The 15,175-nt window shown below is 65.4% G+C and carries 15 protein-coding genes; 5 read left to right on the top strand and 10 right to left on the bottom strand.

Annotation, left to right across the window (positions count from 1 at the left end; genetic code table 11):
• Positions 1 to 48: 48 nt before the first annotated feature.
• The 6 genes from fabG to DA1_RS01245 all read right to left on the bottom strand — a co-directional run bounded on the left by fabG (position 49) and on the right by DA1_RS01245 (position 4,807).
• Positions 49 to 795, bottom strand: coding sequence for a 3-oxoacyl-ACP reductase FabG (gene fabG, locus DA1_RS01270; RefSeq protein WP_013800993.1), 747 nt, complete (start codon positions 793 to 795; stop codon positions 49 to 51).
• A complete protein-coding gene (gene fabD / locus DA1_RS01265; protein WP_034398898.1) occupies positions 792 to 1,736 on the bottom strand; it encodes an ACP S-malonyltransferase in 945 nt (314 codons plus the stop codon). The genes fabG and fabD overlap by 4 nt, the downstream gene beginning before the upstream one ends.
• 56 nt (positions 1,737 to 1,792) lie before the next feature.
• Positions 1,793 to 2,770, bottom strand: a complete 978-nt coding sequence (locus DA1_RS01260) for a beta-ketoacyl-ACP synthase III (RefSeq protein WP_034396684.1) — start codon at positions 2,768 to 2,770, stop codon at positions 1,793 to 1,795.
• 5 nt (positions 2,771 to 2,775) lie between these two features.
• On the bottom strand, positions 2,776 to 3,816 hold the full coding sequence (plsX, locus tag DA1_RS01255; protein WP_013800990.1) for a phosphate acyltransferase PlsX: 1,041 nt from the start codon (positions 3,814 to 3,816) through the stop codon (positions 2,776 to 2,778).
• Between the two features lie 113 nt (positions 3,817 to 3,929).
• Positions 3,930 to 4,112 carry a 50S ribosomal protein L32 gene (gene rpmF, locus DA1_RS01250; RefSeq protein WP_012207072.1) on the bottom strand — a complete coding sequence of 61 codons (183 nt, stop codon included), beginning with the start codon at positions 4,110 to 4,112 and terminating at the stop codon, positions 3,930 to 3,932.
• 137 nt (positions 4,113 to 4,249) lie between these two features.
• Positions 4,250 to 4,807 carry a YceD family protein gene (locus tag DA1_RS01245; RefSeq protein ID WP_034396686.1) on the bottom strand — a complete coding sequence of 186 codons (558 nt, stop codon included), beginning with the start codon at positions 4,805 to 4,807 and terminating at the stop codon, positions 4,250 to 4,252.
• A 25-nt stretch (positions 4,808 to 4,832) separates the two neighbouring features.
• On the opposite strand from DA1_RS01245, the gene DA1_RS01240 reads away from it, so the two are divergent.
• Positions 4,833 to 5,453 carry a Maf family nucleotide pyrophosphatase gene (locus DA1_RS01240; RefSeq protein WP_034396688.1) on the top strand — a complete coding sequence of 207 codons (621 nt, stop codon included), beginning with the start codon at positions 4,833 to 4,835 and terminating at the stop codon, positions 5,451 to 5,453.
• Complete coding sequence (locus tag DA1_RS01235) at positions 5,450 to 6,241, top strand: SAM-dependent methyltransferase (protein ID WP_034396690.1); 792 nt, start codon at positions 5,450 to 5,452, stop codon at positions 6,239 to 6,241. The genes DA1_RS01240 and DA1_RS01235 overlap by 4 nt, the downstream gene beginning before the upstream one ends.
• Before the next feature lie 85 nt (positions 6,242 to 6,326).
• Here the strand turns inward: DA1_RS01235 and DA1_RS01230 are convergent, their stop codons facing one another.
• Genes DA1_RS01230 through DA1_RS01215 form a run of 4 tightly spaced genes read right to left on the bottom strand, consistent with a single transcriptional unit; the run spans position 6,327 to position 9,565 of the window.
• Positions 6,327 to 7,373 carry a S49 family peptidase gene (locus tag DA1_RS01230; RefSeq protein WP_012207076.1) on the bottom strand — a complete coding sequence of 349 codons (1,047 nt, stop codon included), beginning with the start codon at positions 7,371 to 7,373 and terminating at the stop codon, positions 6,327 to 6,329.
• A gap of 1 nt (position 7,374) precedes the next feature.
• A complete protein-coding gene (locus DA1_RS01225) occupies positions 7,375 to 7,743 on the bottom strand; it encodes a Rieske (2Fe-2S) protein (protein ID WP_013800985.1) in 369 nt (122 codons plus the stop codon).
• 49 nt (positions 7,744 to 7,792) lie between these two features.
• Positions 7,793 to 8,479, bottom strand: a complete 687-nt coding sequence (locus DA1_RS01220; RefSeq protein WP_012207078.1) for an HAD family hydrolase — start codon at positions 8,477 to 8,479, stop codon at positions 7,793 to 7,795.
• Positions 8,480 to 8,503: 24 nt separating this feature from the next.
• The gene (locus DA1_RS01215; RefSeq protein WP_034396692.1) at positions 8,504 to 9,565 is read right to left on the bottom strand and encodes an RluA family pseudouridine synthase; all 1,062 of its coding nucleotides are present in this window, start codon (positions 9,563 to 9,565) and stop codon (positions 8,504 to 8,506) included.
• Positions 9,566 to 10,100: 535 nt separating this feature from the next.
• Between DA1_RS01215 and DA1_RS01205 the strand changes: the two genes are divergently transcribed.
• From DA1_RS01205 to DA1_RS01195, 3 genes are all read left to right on the top strand, one after another.
• Positions 10,101 to 13,235: an Rne/Rng family ribonuclease gene (locus DA1_RS01205; protein WP_034396694.1), complete on the top strand. Its 3,135-nt coding sequence runs from the start codon at positions 10,101 to 10,103 to the stop codon at positions 13,233 to 13,235.
• 118 nt (positions 13,236 to 13,353) lie between these two features.
• Positions 13,354 to 14,139: a peroxide stress protein YaaA gene (gene yaaA / locus DA1_RS01200; RefSeq protein WP_013800980.1), complete on the top strand. Its 786-nt coding sequence runs from the start codon at positions 13,354 to 13,356 to the stop codon at positions 14,137 to 14,139.
• Between the two features lie 80 nt (positions 14,140 to 14,219).
• Positions 14,220 to 15,104, top strand: coding sequence for a 2OG-Fe(II) oxygenase (locus DA1_RS01195; RefSeq protein WP_034396695.1), 885 nt, complete (start codon positions 14,220 to 14,222; stop codon positions 15,102 to 15,104).
• Positions 15,105 to 15,175 lie beyond the last annotated feature (71 nt).

The raw sequence follows: 15,175 nt of genomic DNA, 5'->3' as shown, positions 1-15,175 counted from the left end.
AAGCAACGCCGGCTTCTGGCAGGGGTCTACCCGAAGCCGCCGCAGCACTTACATGTACATGCCGCCGTTGACGTGCAATTCCTGGCCGGTGACGTATCCCGCACCCGCAGATGCGAGGTAGGCCACGGCATGGGCGATGTCGCTGGGCTGGCCCAGATCGCCCATGGCGATCTGCGATTTGAGGGCGTTCTTCTGCTCTTCGGGCAGCTCCGCCGTCATGTCGGTGGCAATGAAACCAGGCGCCACGCAGTTGACCGTGATGCCGCGGCTGCCCAGTTCACGGGCCAGCGCACGCGTCATGCCGGCAACGCCGGCCTTGGCGGCTGCATAGTTGGCCTGACCGGGGTTGCCGGAGGCGCCAACGACGCTGGTGATGTTGATGATGCGGCCAAAACGCTGCTTCATCATGGGCCGAATGGCCGTACGGCTGACTCGGAAAACCGCCTTGAGATTGGTGTCGATCACCGCATCCCAGTCGTCGTCCTTCATGCGCATGGCCAGGGTGTCGCGTGTGATGCCGGCGTTGTTGACCAGCACATGCAGGCCGCCGTCATTCTTGACAATGCTGTCGATCAAGGCATCGACGGCCGCCCCATCCGTGACATTGAGGTTCACGCCGCGGCAGCCCTCATGGGCCGACAGGGCCTGGCCGATCTTTTCCGCGCCACCGTCGGTGGTGGCCGTGCCGATCACGCGGTAGCCGCGCGCCGCCAGCTCCTGGGCAATGGCAGCACCAATGCCACGCGAGGCACCCGTCACCAGGGCAACCTGGGGCTTGTTCTGGTTGTCAGTCATGCGAGGGATTCTTTCACGTCGGCCAGCGTGGCCGGATCATAGAGGGCAGCGGCCGTCAGGTCCGCGTCAATCCGCTTGGTCAGGCCCATGAGCACCTTGCCGGGACCGCACTCGACGAGATGCACGATGCCGCGCGCCTTCATGGCCTGAACGCATTCCACCCAGCGCACCGGGCCAAAGGCCTGGCGATACAGCGCATCGCGGATGGCGTCGGCGTCTTGCTCGACCGCCACGTCGATGTTGTTGAGCACGGGAATCTGCGGCGCAGCCAGCGCCGTGGCAGCCAGCGCCGCCTTGAGCTTTTCGGCCGCGGGCTTCATCAGGCTGGAATGGAACGGCGCAGACACGGGCAACGGCAGGGCGCGCTTGGCGCCTGCGGCCTTGAGGGCTTCGCAGGCCTTTTCGACAGCAGCCTTGCTGCCGGCGATCACGGTCTGCGAAGGATCGTTGAAATTGACGGCTTCGACGACTTCAGCGCCACCCAGGGCAGCCGTGACCTCGGCGCAGCCTGCGCGCACCTTGTCGGCGTCCAGGCCCAGGATGGCCGCCATTGCGCCCGTGCCCACGGGCACGGCCTCCTGCATGGCTGCAGCACGCAGCCGCACCAGCGGGGCAGCCTGGGCCAGCGTCAGCACGCCCGAAGCGACCAGGGCGGAATACTCGCCCAGCGAATGGCCTGCCACGGCATCGGGCAGCGCGCCGCCTTCGGCCTGCCACACGCGCCAGGCGGCCACACCGGCCACCAGCATCACGGGCTGGGTGTTGGTGGTGAGCGCCAGGGCTTCCTTCGGTCCTTGCTGGATCAGCTGGCCGATGTTTTCACCCAGCGCCTCGGACGCTTCGGCCAGCGTCTGCGCCACGACAGGATGGTCACCCCATCCGTCGAGCATGCCAACCGATTGCGAACCCTGGCCGGGAAAGACGAATGCAAACTTCTTCATATTTTCAAAAATAAAAGCCGCGCCATGGGAGCCTGCCGACAGGCAGGCATCCCGCATCACATCTTGAGAAGCACCGCACCCCAGGTGAAGCCACCGCCCACGCCCTCCAGCAGCACGGTCTGCCCAGGCTTGACCTGGCCATTGCGCACGCCGTGGTCCAGCGCCAGCGGGATCGAGGCGGCCGAGGTATTGCCATGCTGGTCCACGGTCACCACCACCTTGTCCATGGACAGCTTGAGCTTGCGCGCCGTGCTTTGCATGATGCGGATGTTGGCCTGGTGAGGAATCAGCCAGTCGATGTCGGCATCGGTGAGCCCGGCCTTGTCCAGCGTAGCGCGGGCGGCCTTTTCCAGGACGCCGACCGCCAGCTTGAACACGGCCTGTCCATCCATCTTCAGCAGCGGATCGCCGAGCACCTGGCCACCGGACACATTGCCCGGCACGCAGAGGATGCCGACATGCTTGCCATCGGCATGCAGGTCGGACGCCAGGATCCCAGGCTGATCGGACGCCTCCAGCACCACCGCGCCGGCGCCGTCGCCGAACAGCACGCAGGTCGTGCGGTCGTTGAAATCAAGGATGCGGCTGAAGACTTCGGAACCCACCACCAGCGCGCGGCTTGCGGCGCCGGACTGGATCATGGCATCGGCCACCGTGAGAGCGTAGACAAAGCCGCTGCACACAGCCTGCACGTCAAAGGCCGCGCAGCCATTGGCGCCAAGCTTGTTCTGCAGGATGCAGGCAGTGGACGGGAAGACCATGTCGGGCGTCGAGGTGGCGACGATGATCAGGTCGATGTCCTGTGGCTGGCAGCCAGCGGCCTCCAGCGCCTTCTTCGACGCCTCCAGGGCCAGATCGCTGCTGGCCACGTCGGGCGCGGCAAAGTGACGGGCATGGATGCCGGTGCGCTCGACGATCCACTCGTCCGAGGTCTCGATGCCACGCTGGGCCAGTTCGGCTGCCAGATCGTGATTGGTGAGTCGGCGGGGTGGCAGGTAGCTGCCCGTGCCGGTGATGCGTGCGTAGCGTCTCATCTGTATTAGGGCGCCGACGGTCCTGATTCCGACTGCGCAGCCAGCAAAAGAGGCAGGGCTGCGGAGATGCGGGTACGGACACGGTCGAGCAGGTTGTTGCGGGCCGCATCATACGCGCGGTTCAGCGCGTGCTCGAAAGCCAAGGCATCGGCTGACCCATGGCTTTTGAACACCAGCCCACGAAGGCCCAGCAGCGCCGCACCGTTGTGACGCCGATGGTCCACGCGATTCATCAGCGCAGTTAGCACCGGATAGGCAACGATTGCAGCCATTTTGGTGAAGATGTTGCGCTTGAACTCCTGCTTGAGGGCATTGGAGATCATGGACGCCACCCCCTCGGAAGACTTGAGGGCCACGTTGCCCACAAAGCCGTCGCAGACCACGACCTGGGTCGTGCCCTTGAAGATATCGTTGCCTTCGACGTTTCCGTAGAAGTTCAGGTGACCGGCCTTGCCGGCCGCACGCAACAGTTCGCCCGCACGCTTGATGACTTCGCTGCCCTTGATCTGCTCTTCGCCGATATTGAGCAGGCCCACGGAAGGCGCCTCTTCGTTGTTCAGCGCAGACACCAGGGCCGAGCCCATGACGGCGAACTGCAGCAGATGCTCTGCCGAGCAGTCCACGTTGGCACCCAGGTCCAGCACCGTGGTGGCACCACCCTTGGCATTGGGCAACTGGGGAGCGATGGCGGGGCGATCGATGCCATCCAGCGTCTTGAGCAGGTAGCGCGAGATGGCCATCAGCGCACCTGTATTTCCAGCAGACACGGCAGCAGCAGCCTGGCCATCCTTGACCTGCTGGATGGCGACGCGCATCGAGGAATCCTTCTTCCTGCGCAGCGCCACCTCGATCGGGTCATCCATGCCAACGACTTCCGAGGCCGGCACCACGCTGGCGCGCTCATGCGCAAAGCCAGCCAGCGCATCGGGCTGGCCAACCAACAGCAGCCGGGCGTCGGAATGGGAATCGAGGAACTGGCGGCACGCCGCGAGCGTGACGCGGGGGCCGTGATCACCCCCCATGCAGTCAACGGCCAAAGTGATCATGAGCGACTGGCAAGCCTGTTGCAAGGCCTGGAAAGATAGGAACGGCCATCAGAAAAAACAAAAGCCCGCGCTACGAAAACTGTAGCCGCGGGCTCTGCGGGAACGGTCGAAGGTCAGGCTTCGGACTTGTTCTTCAGCACTTGACGGCCGCGGTACACGCCGTTGGGGCTGATGTGGTGACGCAGGTGGGTTTCACCCGTGGTGGGTTCCACGGCGATGCCAGGCACATTCAGTGCATTGTGCGAACGGTGCATACCGCGCTTGGAGGGGGACTTCTTGTTCTGCTGAACAGCCATGATGGCTCCTGTGTATCTGAAAAGGGTTGGTAAAAAACGCGATCAGCCCATTAAAGACACGAGGGGGTTTCGCGCGAAGCCCTTGATTATAGCGCAATCGCTTTTCCCGGCCTCGACCTTTTTTCCGGGCATCTCGATCAGTCTGCGGATTTGCCCACATCCAGGCCGCGAAGGACGGCGAACGGATTGGGCTTGTCCTCGATGGCCTGCTCGAAGTCCGCGTCGCTGGACTGCAAGCTCACAGACTCGGGGCAGACATCGTGACGCGGCACCACGGGCAGCTCCATGAGCAACTCGTCCTCTATGAGTTCGAGCAGATTGAACTCGCGGCTGAGCACCAGCAGGTCCTCATCGCTTTCATCGTCCTCGGACTCGGCTGTGGCTTCATCCGCAACAAAGCGAAAAGACCGATCAACCTGCAGGGTGATGGGCGCCAGGGCCAGGCAGCGCTGGCACACCATGGGCACGACGGCATCGGCCTGCAGATGCAGCCACACCTGACCGGGGCCGCCGGTCTGCTCGACCAGCTCGCCGTCCGCCTGCCAGTGCACCTGGCCGTGCGTGTCACCGGCATCCGGCTGCGCATCCTGGGCCAGACGAGGGAAGACTGACAGTGTTGTCTGGTCCTGAAGATGGCCCTGCGATTGCGCGAAAGCGCGAACATCGAGGCGGGCCGCAGAAAATTCCTTGCTCATGCGGGCAGTGTAAGAGAATCCGGGCATGCAAGCTCCCCACCCCGCCTTAGCCCAGGCTCCCGGCCTGGCGCGTCCCCTGATCCTTGGCTCCACCTCACGCTACCGCCGCGAACTCCTGGAGCGGCTGCGGCTGCCATTCCAGACCGTCTCCCCGGAAGTCGATGAAACACCTCTGGCCGGAGAGACACCGCACGCCCTTTCCCTGCGCCTGGCCCTGGCCAAGGCACAGGCCGTGGCTGCGCTGCACCCCGGCGCCGTTGTCATCGGCTCCGACCAGGTGCCCGAGCTCGATGGCCTGTCGCTGTCCAAGCCCGGCAACCATGAACGCGCCACCGAACAGTTGCGCCAGATGAGCGGGCACCAGATGAATTTCCACACTGCCGTGAGCGTGGTCTGCCAGGAAACCGGCTTTTCCGAGACCGACGTGGTGACGGTTCAGGTGCGCTTTCGCGATCTCAACGATGCGGAAATCGAGCGCTACCTGCGCGCCGAGCAGCCTTATGACTGCGCAGGCAGCGCCAAGAGCGAGGGCCTGGGCATTGCCCTGCTCGACGCCATCGTCAGCGACGACCCCACGGCACTGATCGGCCTTCCGCTGATCCGCACATGCCAGTTGCTGCGCGCCGCAGGAGCCGTGCTGCCATGAGTGATGCCATCACCAAGCCCCTGACAGGAACGCTTTACCTGGTGCCCGCGCCGCTGGACTTCGGCTGCGATGAGCAAACGCCGCTGACGCAGGTCCTGCCCGATGGGACACTGCGCACCGCTGCGCGGCTGACCCACTGGATCTGCGAAAACGCCAAGAGCACACGCGCCTATCTCAAGCGCATCGACGCGCTGCATGCACTGGCCCAGCCCTTGCAGACCCAGCAGATCACCGAGCTGCCGCGCGAGGCCCACAAGAAGGGGGACCATGGCGACAAGGGTGCCGCCGTCTTTGACGCCAAGCCACTGCTCGCCCCCTTGCTGGCCGGACACGACATGGGACTGGTCAGCGAGGCCGGAATGCCCGCCGTGGCCGACCCCGGCAGCTCCATCGTGCGCGCCGCGCACGATTTGGGCATACGTGTCGTGCCGCTGATCGGACCCGTATCGCTGCTGCTGGCGCTGGCCGCCAGCGGGCTCAACGGACAGAACTATGCCTTTGTGGGCTACCTGCCCCAGGATGCCGGCGGACGGGTACAGCGCATCAAGGAGCTTGAAGCCCTGGCATTGCGCCAAGGCCAGACCCAGCAGTTCATCGAGACGCCCTACCGCAACGCCGCGCTTTGGCAAGCCCTGCTGCAGACGCTGCAACCCCATACCCGTTTGGCGTTGGCCTGCGGCCTGACACTGGAGAGCGTCCGCATCGAAAGCCGACTGGTACGCGAATGGCGCCAGCACAAGGAAGCGCCGGACAACCGCACGCCGGTGGTGTTCTCCATCGGCCGCTGAAGCCGCCCACCAGCGAAAAAGCCCGCCTTCGACAAGAAGGCGGGCTTTTTCGTCTTGGCAGACCGAGCGGGAAATCCCGCAAGAATCAGCGCAGAGCCGGGAGGCTGGAACGCAGTGCCTGCACCGCACCGCCTCCAAAGGCCGCGCCGAAACGCTTGGCCAGGCGCTCGGCCACGTTGTCGCGGCGCGTGTAATCCACCACCTCTTCCGCCTTGACCACTTCACGGGCCACATAGTCAAGACTGCCCAGCTTGTCGGCCAGGCCCATCTCCACCGCCTGCTGGCCGGTCCAGAACAGGCCGCTGAACGTCTCGGGCGTCTCATGCAGGCGATCACCACGGCCAGCCTTGACCACGTTGATGAACTGCGAGTGGATCTGGCCCAGCATCTTGTGGGCATGTTCGCGCTGCCCTTCGGACATGGGGCTGAACGGGTCCAGGAAACCCTTGTTCTCGCCAGCCGTCAGCAGACGGCGTTCCACGCCGAGCTTTTCCATGGCGCCGGTGAAGCCAAAGCCATCCATGAGCACGCCGATGCTGCCCACGATGCTGGCCTTGTCCACAAAGATCTCATCGGCGGCGGCGGCAATGTAGTAGGCGGCCGAAGCGCAGGTTTCTTCCACCACGGCATACAGGGGCTTGTCGTACTTGCCCTTGAGCCGCACGATTTCGTCATTGATGATGCCGGCCTGCACAGGGCTGCCGCCCGGCGAGTTGATCAGCAGCACCACGGCGCGCGAGCCCGAATCCTCGAACGCACTGCGCATGGCGGCCACCACGAATTCCGCACTGGCGTCGGCACCTGCGGCGATCTCGCCCTTGACCTCGACCACGGCCGTGTGCGGGGAGGAACTGGTCGTGGTCGCCGTGTCCTTGGCAAACAGCACCCACAGCACCACGAGGATGAGCGCCGTCCACAGCAGGCGGCCAAACAGGCGCCAGCGGCGCGAGGCACGCTGCTCGTTGATGGTGGCGAAGACCAGCTTTTCCAGCACCTCCCGCTCCCAGCCGCTTGATGCCGCCGTGCGCGCATCGGCAGCCGCCGTGGCGGGCGTGGCCCGGGCCCACAGGTCCGCACCCGGGGATGGGTGCGATGCGGAGCCAGGATTTTCCGGAGGTATGGGGGAAGTCATGTCAGAACTCGACGGGTTTCAGGTTATCGGCAGTATGCCAGTGCACCACCCCCGCGCTTTCGCTCAGGGAGATTTTCACAAGGCCGCCACGGCAGGGCCCGCCAGCGCAGGCGCCGCTGTCGGGCGCGTAGGCCGCTCCATGGGTGGCGCACAGCAGCCAGCGTCCGGTGTCATCGAAAAAGCGGTCCGGCTGGTAGTCCATCTCCATGGCCACATGGGTGCAGCGATTCAGATAGGCATGCACCTGTCCCTCGAAGCGGATGGCGAATGCGCGGCAGGCATGACCCGCGTAGACCACGTCGAAAGGCACGGCATTCGCCCCTTCCTGCAGGGCATCGCTGGCGCACAGAACGATGCGTTCAACGGTCAACGGCACACCTCACGAGCATGAATCAACGCGCTGACGCGGGCATGACGACTCAGCCATGGGCCAACAGCCACTGATGCAAATCCGCAACACTCTGCGCCACATGCAACGGCTTCAGCACGCCAAAGCCGTCGGTGGGATGCGCGCCATAGCCCACGCCCACGCTGGCACAGCCTGCATTGCGGGCCAGTTCCAGGTCGTGCGTGGTGTCGCCGATCATCAGCACCCGCGAAGGGTCCGCACCAAATTCGGCCATCAGCTCCTGCAGCATCAGCGGATTCGGCTTGCCGGCGGTCTCGTCCGCCGTGCGCGAGCTGTCGAACATGCCGCGCAGCTGCGGGTCCTGCAGCGCATCGTTCAGACCACGGCGGCTCTTGCCCGTGGCCACGGCCAGCAGGTGCCCTCGCTCGCGCAGCGCCGCCAGCATGGGCAGCACGCCGGCGAACAGGCTGATGTCGTCCTGGTGCTTGATGAAATGGTGGCGATAGCGGTTGCCCAGCTCGGGGTATTTTTCGGGCGGCACATCGGGAGCTGCACGCGCCAATGCGGGCATCAGCGCCATGCCGATCACATAGGACGCCGCCTCATCGCTGGGAGGCGTGCCCCCCACATCGGCCACGGCCGCCTGAATGCACTTGACGATCACCGCGGTGGAATCCGACAGCGTCCCATCCCAGTCGAAGGCAATGAGATCGAAGCGGCGCGCACGGTGCATCTCGGAAGAACCAGGATTTGTCATATCTACAAGGAGTCAGAGCCAGCGTCAGCCGGCGAAACGGGCCAGTTCTTCGGGAAGCTCGGCGCGCAGCTCCACCCGCTCGCCACTGGCCGGGTGGGTGAACTGTAGCCGCCATGCGTGCAGGAACATGCGTTTGAGCCCCTGCTTCTGCAGGCGTCGGTTCAGGTCGAAGTCGCCATATTTGTCATCGCCCGCAATCGGGTGCCCCTGGCTGGACAGGTGCACGCGGATCTGGTGCGTGCGCCCGGTCTTGATGGTCACCTCCAGCAGGCTCATGGCCGGCAGTCCCAGCAGGGGCTGAGGCGCCAGCGTGCTGCGAACGCGCACCAGCGTGACGGAACGCATGCCGTCAGGATCATCGGCCGTGGTCACCCGCACGCGGCGTTCGCCGTCGGCCTGCAGGTATTTGTGCAGCGGCAGATCAATCACCTTGTGGTTGGCCGGCCAGGTGCCCTGGACCAGGGCCAGGTAGGTCTTGCCGGTTTCGCGCTCGCGGAACTGGTCCTGCAGATGCGTCAGCGCCGAGCGCTTCTTGGCCACCAGCAAGATGCCGGATGTCTCGCGGTCGAGCCGATGCACCAGCTCCAGAAAGCGGCTTTGCGGCCGCGCCTGGCGCAGTTGCTCGATGACACCAAAACTCACACCCGAGCCGCCATGCACAGCCACACCGGCGGGCTTGTCGATGGCGATCAGGTGCTCGTCTTCCAGCAGACTGGGGAAATCCCTGGCTGGCGCTGGCCGCTCGGCCTTTTCGGCGACTTTTTCTGAAATGCGCACGGGCGGTATGCGGACGATATCACCGGTCGAAACGCGGGTTTCCGCACTGACGCGCCCTTTGTTGATGCGCACTTCTCCACTGCGGATGATGCGATAGACATGGGTCTTGGGAACGCCCTTGAGATGGCGTATGAGAAAGTTGTCCAACCGCTGCCCGGCCGAATCGTCATCGACTTCGATCAGCCGCACTGCGGCAGTGGCTGCGTTCAGGGAACGGTCGTCTGCCGGTTTGCCCTCTATAATGTGTTTCACCTGTGCCGAACTATTTATAAGTGGTTGATTCTCATGGAGTTTAGTCCAAACAACCATTTCCCCGCACAGGCAGGTCGATGCCATCCGGTGTCATGCACGCGAAACAGCAGGAAAAGATGGCCTGCGAAGTTCGTCGTTGCATCGGTTGTGGCTGACGAATTGAAACACTGATACGGAATCTCAAGCTGGCAGAAGGGGTCGGACCCGGCGTCCACCGCTGCCAGCGGATCAAAAGCGAGCATGTGGATCTTTTGGGCATGGATGGTCACGCTGTGGAGCAGGAAAACGCCTGCGCCCAGGATCATTGCCGCCCCCAAGCCTCCCGCCTGCCCCGCACGTGCAGCAGCTTCGCTTGAAGCTGGACGGCGTGCCTCTCTCATCGCTCTCGTCCCCCTGCCCTTGCCCCCATTGCTGACTTGAGCCAGGTCTCAAGCATCAAGGCATCCGGCGATTCCTTTCGTTTCGACGCGTCAGTCCGGCATCTCGGCTCCCTCGCGAGCCTGTCTTTGATTACAAGTCAAAGGCGTGACGGTCTGGCAGCAGAGGCTGCACTCCGGCGCGCCCCAGAGAAAACGAATAAAGGAAACGCATCATGAAACGGATGCTCATCAACGCCACGCAGTCGGAAGAACGTCGCCTTGCCATCGTCGATGGCCAGAAGCTGCTCGACTACGAAATCGAAATCGAAGGGCGCGAGCAGCGCAAGGGCAACATCTACAAGGCTGTGGTCACGCGCGTGGAGCCCAGCCTCGAGGCCTGCTTCGTCGATTACGGCGAGGACCGCCACGGCTTCCTGCCCTTCAAGGAAATCTCCAAGCAGTATTTCGCCGAAGGCGTCTCCCCCAGCCAGGCCCGCATCAACGAAGTCATCCGCGAAGGCCAGGAACTGATCGTCCAGGTCGAGAAGGAAGAGCGCGGCAACAAGGGCGCGGCCCTGACCACCTTCATCTCGCTGGCTGGCCGCTACGTGGTGCTGATGCCCAACAACCCCCGCGGCGGTGGCGTCTCGCGCCGCATCGAGGGCGAGGACCGTGCCGAACTCAAGGAGGCGATGGACCAGCTTGAGTACCCCAAGGGCATGTCCATCATTGCGCGCACCGCCGGCATCGGCCGCACTGCGCCCGAGCTGCAGTGGGACCTGAACTACCTGCTCAAGCTGTGGAACGCCATCGATGGCGCCGCCAAGTCGGCCAAGGGCGCCTTCCTGATCTACCAGGAATCGAGCCTGGTGATCCGCGCCATCCGCGACTACTTCAATGGCGACATCGGCGACATCCTCATCGACACCGACGACATCTACGAGCAGGCGCAGCAGTTCATGCAGCACGTCATGCCCGAGCATGCCGCGCGCGTCAAACGCTACCGTGACGACGCCCCGCTGTTCAGCCGCTTCCAGATCGAGCATCAGATCGAATCGGCCTACGCGCGCACCGTGACCCTGCCCTCGGGCGGCGCCATCGTCATCGACCACACCGAAGCGCTGGTCTCCATCGACGTGAACTCGGCCCGCGCCATCAAGGGCGGCGACATCGAGGAAACCGCCACACGCACCAACCTGGAAGCCGCCGACGAAGTCGCGCGCCAGATGCGCCTGCGTGACCTGGGCGGCCTGATCGTCATCGACTTCATCGACATGGAGGAGAGCAAGAACCGCCGCGAGGTCGAGAACCGCCTGCGCGACGCGCTGCGCCAGGACCGTGCCCGCGTGCAGTTCGGCACCATCAGCAAGTTCGGCCTCATGGAGATGAGCCGCCAGCGCCTCAAGCCCGCCCTGTCCGAAGGCGCGCACATCAACTGCCCGCGCTGCGGTGGCTCCGGCCACGTGCGTGACACGGAAAGCTCGGCGCTGCAGATCCTGCGCATCATCCAGGAAGAGTCCATGAAGGACAACACGGCCGCCGTGCACTGCCAGGTGCCCGTGGAAGTGGCCAGCTTCCTGCTCAACGAAAAGCGCGGCGAGATCACCAAGATCGAACTCAAGCAGCGCGTCAACGTGATCATGGTTCCCAACAAGTCCATGGACACGCCGCACTACAAGCTCGAGCGCCTCAAGCACGACGACGTGCGTCTGGAAAGCATGGAAGCCAGCTACAAGCTGGCCGAGGAGCTGGACGCGGAAACCACGGTGACGCGCCGCTCGCAGGAGCCCACCAACAAGCAGACGCCCATGATCAAGGGCGTGCTGCCCGACATGCCGGCCCCCATCGCCGAGCCCCGTCCCGAAGGCAGCCGCAACCGCCCGGCCAACGGCCAGCAGCGCGATGCCAAGCCTGCGGCAACCGCTGCAGCGCCCGCACCGGCCGTCGCCCCCGTCGTGGTACGCGAGCAAGGCTTCTTTGCCTGGCTCAAGAGCCTGTTCGGCTTTAGCGCGGCACCTGCACCGGTCGCAGCGCCCGCTCCGGCCGCCGAAGCCCCCGCTCGCGAAGCACGCCGTGATGGCCGCAACGACAACCGTGGCCGCCGCAACGAACGCAATGGTGAGCGTGGCGAGCGCTCGGAGCGCAATGGCGAGCGCGCTGGCGCCCCCAATGCCGAACGCCAGGCCGGCAACGGTGATCGCAACCGCCGCAATGCCGAGCGTGGTGAGCGCACTGAACGCGGTGAACGCCCGGAGCGTGGAGAGCGCCCGGATCGTGGCGAGCGCGGTGAGCGCGCCGACCGCGGCGAACGCCGTGGCCGTGGTGAACGCAGCCGTGACGGTGAAAACCGCCAGCCGCTGGAAGCCGTGAACGGCGTGGCCGCTGTCGCTGCAGATGGCAGCACCATCGAGCAGCGTCCCGAGCGCGCCCCGCGTGGCGAGCGCCAGGAGCGCGGTGAAGGTCGCCGCGAACGTGGCGAGCGCGGTGAACGTGGTGAACGCGCCGAACGCAGCGAGCGCCAGCCCCGCCAGTTCGAAGTCGCTCCCGAGACCGAAGAGAACCTGGACAACCAGGCCCAGCAACAGGACCCGTCCCTGGACAACGCTGCCCCCGCCTCCGGCGAAGAGCAGCCGCGCCAGCGCCGTTCGCGCGACCGCTATGGCCGTGACCGCCGCGAGCGTGGCGATCGCGGTGACCGTGCAGAGCGCGCACCGCGCGAAGCGGAGGGCGAAGCCGTCCAATCCTTCGAAGCCGCCGCTCCCGAGCAGGACCAGCCTGCCCGCCGCAGCTACTTCAACGCAGCCAGCCCTGCCGCCGAAGCCCAGGCTCCTGAAGCCATGGCCGAAGCGCAAGTGCCTGCGCAGCCCGCAGCAGCTGCAGCAGCCCAAGCGGTGCAGCAACCCGTCGCGGCCCCCGTGCCCGAGCAGCAGGTTGCCGCTCCCGTGCCCGTGGCTGCGGTGACCCCCGCGCCGGTCGCACCCGCCCCCGTGGTGGCACCCGTGGCAGCACCTGCACCCGTGGCCGCTCCTGCCGCAGTGGCAGTCGCGCCCGCAGCAGCCAAGGCCGTTGAAGCAACCGCCGAACGCGGCCTGCCCAAGGTCCAGGCCTACCAGTTGCCCATGTCCGAGCTGCAGGCGCTGGCCGCCGCTTCGGGTCTGCAATGGGTGGGCTCCGATGCCGACAAGGTGGCGGCAGCCCAGGCAGCCATCGCCGCCGAACCGCAGCCCGAGCGCGTCGTGCGCGAGCGCCCGCCCGTGATCGCTCTGGATGACGGCCCGCTGATCCTCGTGGAAACACGCAAGGACCTCAGCGAGCTGCAACTGCCGTTCGAGCAGCAGCCGCAGCCACAGGGCGCGGCCCAGGTCTGACCACAGACAGTGACAACACAGGGGCCCTCGCGGCCCCTGTTTGTTTCCGCCTCCGCCCTCACCTCATACGTCTCCCCACGCCTTCCGTCCACCTCTTTCCAGGAGCTTCCGTCCCGCCATGCTGTTGCTGCTCTCCCCCGCCAAATCGCTGGACTACGACACCCCACTGCCCCCGAAACTGCCGCACACGCTGCCCGTCTTCTCCGAGCAGCCGCTGGAGCTGATCGAAGTGCTGCGCCGCCAGTCGCCCCAGCAACTATCGGAACTGATGGGTATCAGCGACAAGCTGGCCGCGCTCAACGTGGCGCGCTACGAGGCCTTCAGCCCACGCTTCACGGCCACCAACGCCCGGCAGGCGCTGCTCGCCTTCAACGGCGATGTCTACGAGGGCCTGCAGGCACGCAGCCTGGATGCCGAGGACCTGGACTGGGCCCAGCAGCACCTGGCCATCCTCAGCGGCCTGTACGGCGTGCTGCGCCCGCTGGACCGCATGCAGCCCTACCGCCTGGAAATGGGCACGCGGCTGGAAACCGCGCATGGCAGCAACCTCTACCAGTTCTGGGGCAGCCGCATTGCCGAGCACCTGAACCAGCGCGCGGCCAAGCAGCCGGCGGGCGAGCGCGTCATCGTCAACCTGGCTTCGCAGGAATACTTCAAATCGGTAGACTTGAAGCACCTCAAGCCCCCGGTGGTGGAATGCGCATTCGAGGATTACAAGAACGGCGCCTACAAGATCATCAGCTTTCATGCCAAACGTGCGCGCGGGCTGATGGCACGATTTGCCATACAACGACGTGCTCGCAGCGCGGCTGAACTCGAAGCCTTCGATCTGGAGGGCTACGCGCTGGCGCCAGCTTCCTCGACGCCTGCGCGCCTGGTGTTCCGCCGCAAGACCGCTGACTGAGCCTCGCCGGCCCCACCGGCCGGCCCCGGCCTCGATGCCTTTGGAGTCCATTCACTGCGGCAAGGGCCGCACTGCACGCCATGAGCCTCAAATCCTCACCAGATTCCCAGACCACCGCGCAGGACCTGCCCGTCGGTCTCACGCCTGAACTCATGCAATGGGTGCGCGACCAGCGCGCATCCGGCATAGGGCCTGCGGCCCTGCTGCGCTCCATGCGCGACGTGGGCTGGAGCGAAGAACTGGCAAGGCGGGCGCTGGACCTGCCCGAACAGGGCGAGGTGTCGCCACCGGCCGTCGTCGTCTCGGCCTCGAGCCTGCCCGAACCGGACCTTGCCCAGGACCCCAGCAGCATCGATGTCGGCGACCGCCAGGTCCAGGTGCTGGTCAGCATGCGCAACCCGCGCATCGTGGTCTTCGGCAACCTGCTCTCGCATGAGGAGTGCGAAGCCATCATCGCTGCCGCACGCCCGTGCATGGCGCGCTCGCTCACCGTGGCCACGCAAAGCGGCGGCGAAGAGATCAATGACGACCGAACCAGCAACGGCATGTTCTTCCAGCGCGGGGAAACCGGCATCGTCAGCCAGCTGGAAGAACGCATCGCCCGCCTGTTGCGCTGGCCGCTGGACCATGGCGAAGGCCTGCAGGTGCTGCACTACGGCCCGGGCGCCGAATACAAGCCCCACCACGACTACTTCGCGCCCGGCGAACCCGGCACGCCCACCATCCTCAAGCGCGGCGGCCAGCGCGTGGGCACCCTGGTCATCTACCTGAACGAGCCCGAGCGCGGCGGCGCCACCATCTTTCCCGAAGTGCCGCTGCAAGTCGTGCCGCGCCGGGGCAACGCCGTCTTCTTCAGCTATGGGCGCCCCGACCCCTCCACGCGTACCCTGCACGGCGGCGCGCCCGTGCTGGCCGGCGAAAAATGGATCGCCACCAAATGGCTGCGCGAGCGCGAATTCCACTGAATAGCCAGCGAACCCGGGCGCACCGACCCTTATTGACCTTATATGGCCGCCCATGCCTGCGGGCATGGAAA

It is taken from the genome of Delftia acidovorans NBRC 14950 (genome assembly GCF_001598795.1).
Lineage (GTDB): Bacteria > Pseudomonadota > Gammaproteobacteria > Burkholderiales > Burkholderiaceae_C > Comamonas > Comamonas acidovorans.
The sequence above is the reverse complement of the archived record's forward strand: the minus strand, read 5'-3'. Positions and strand labels throughout refer to the sequence as shown.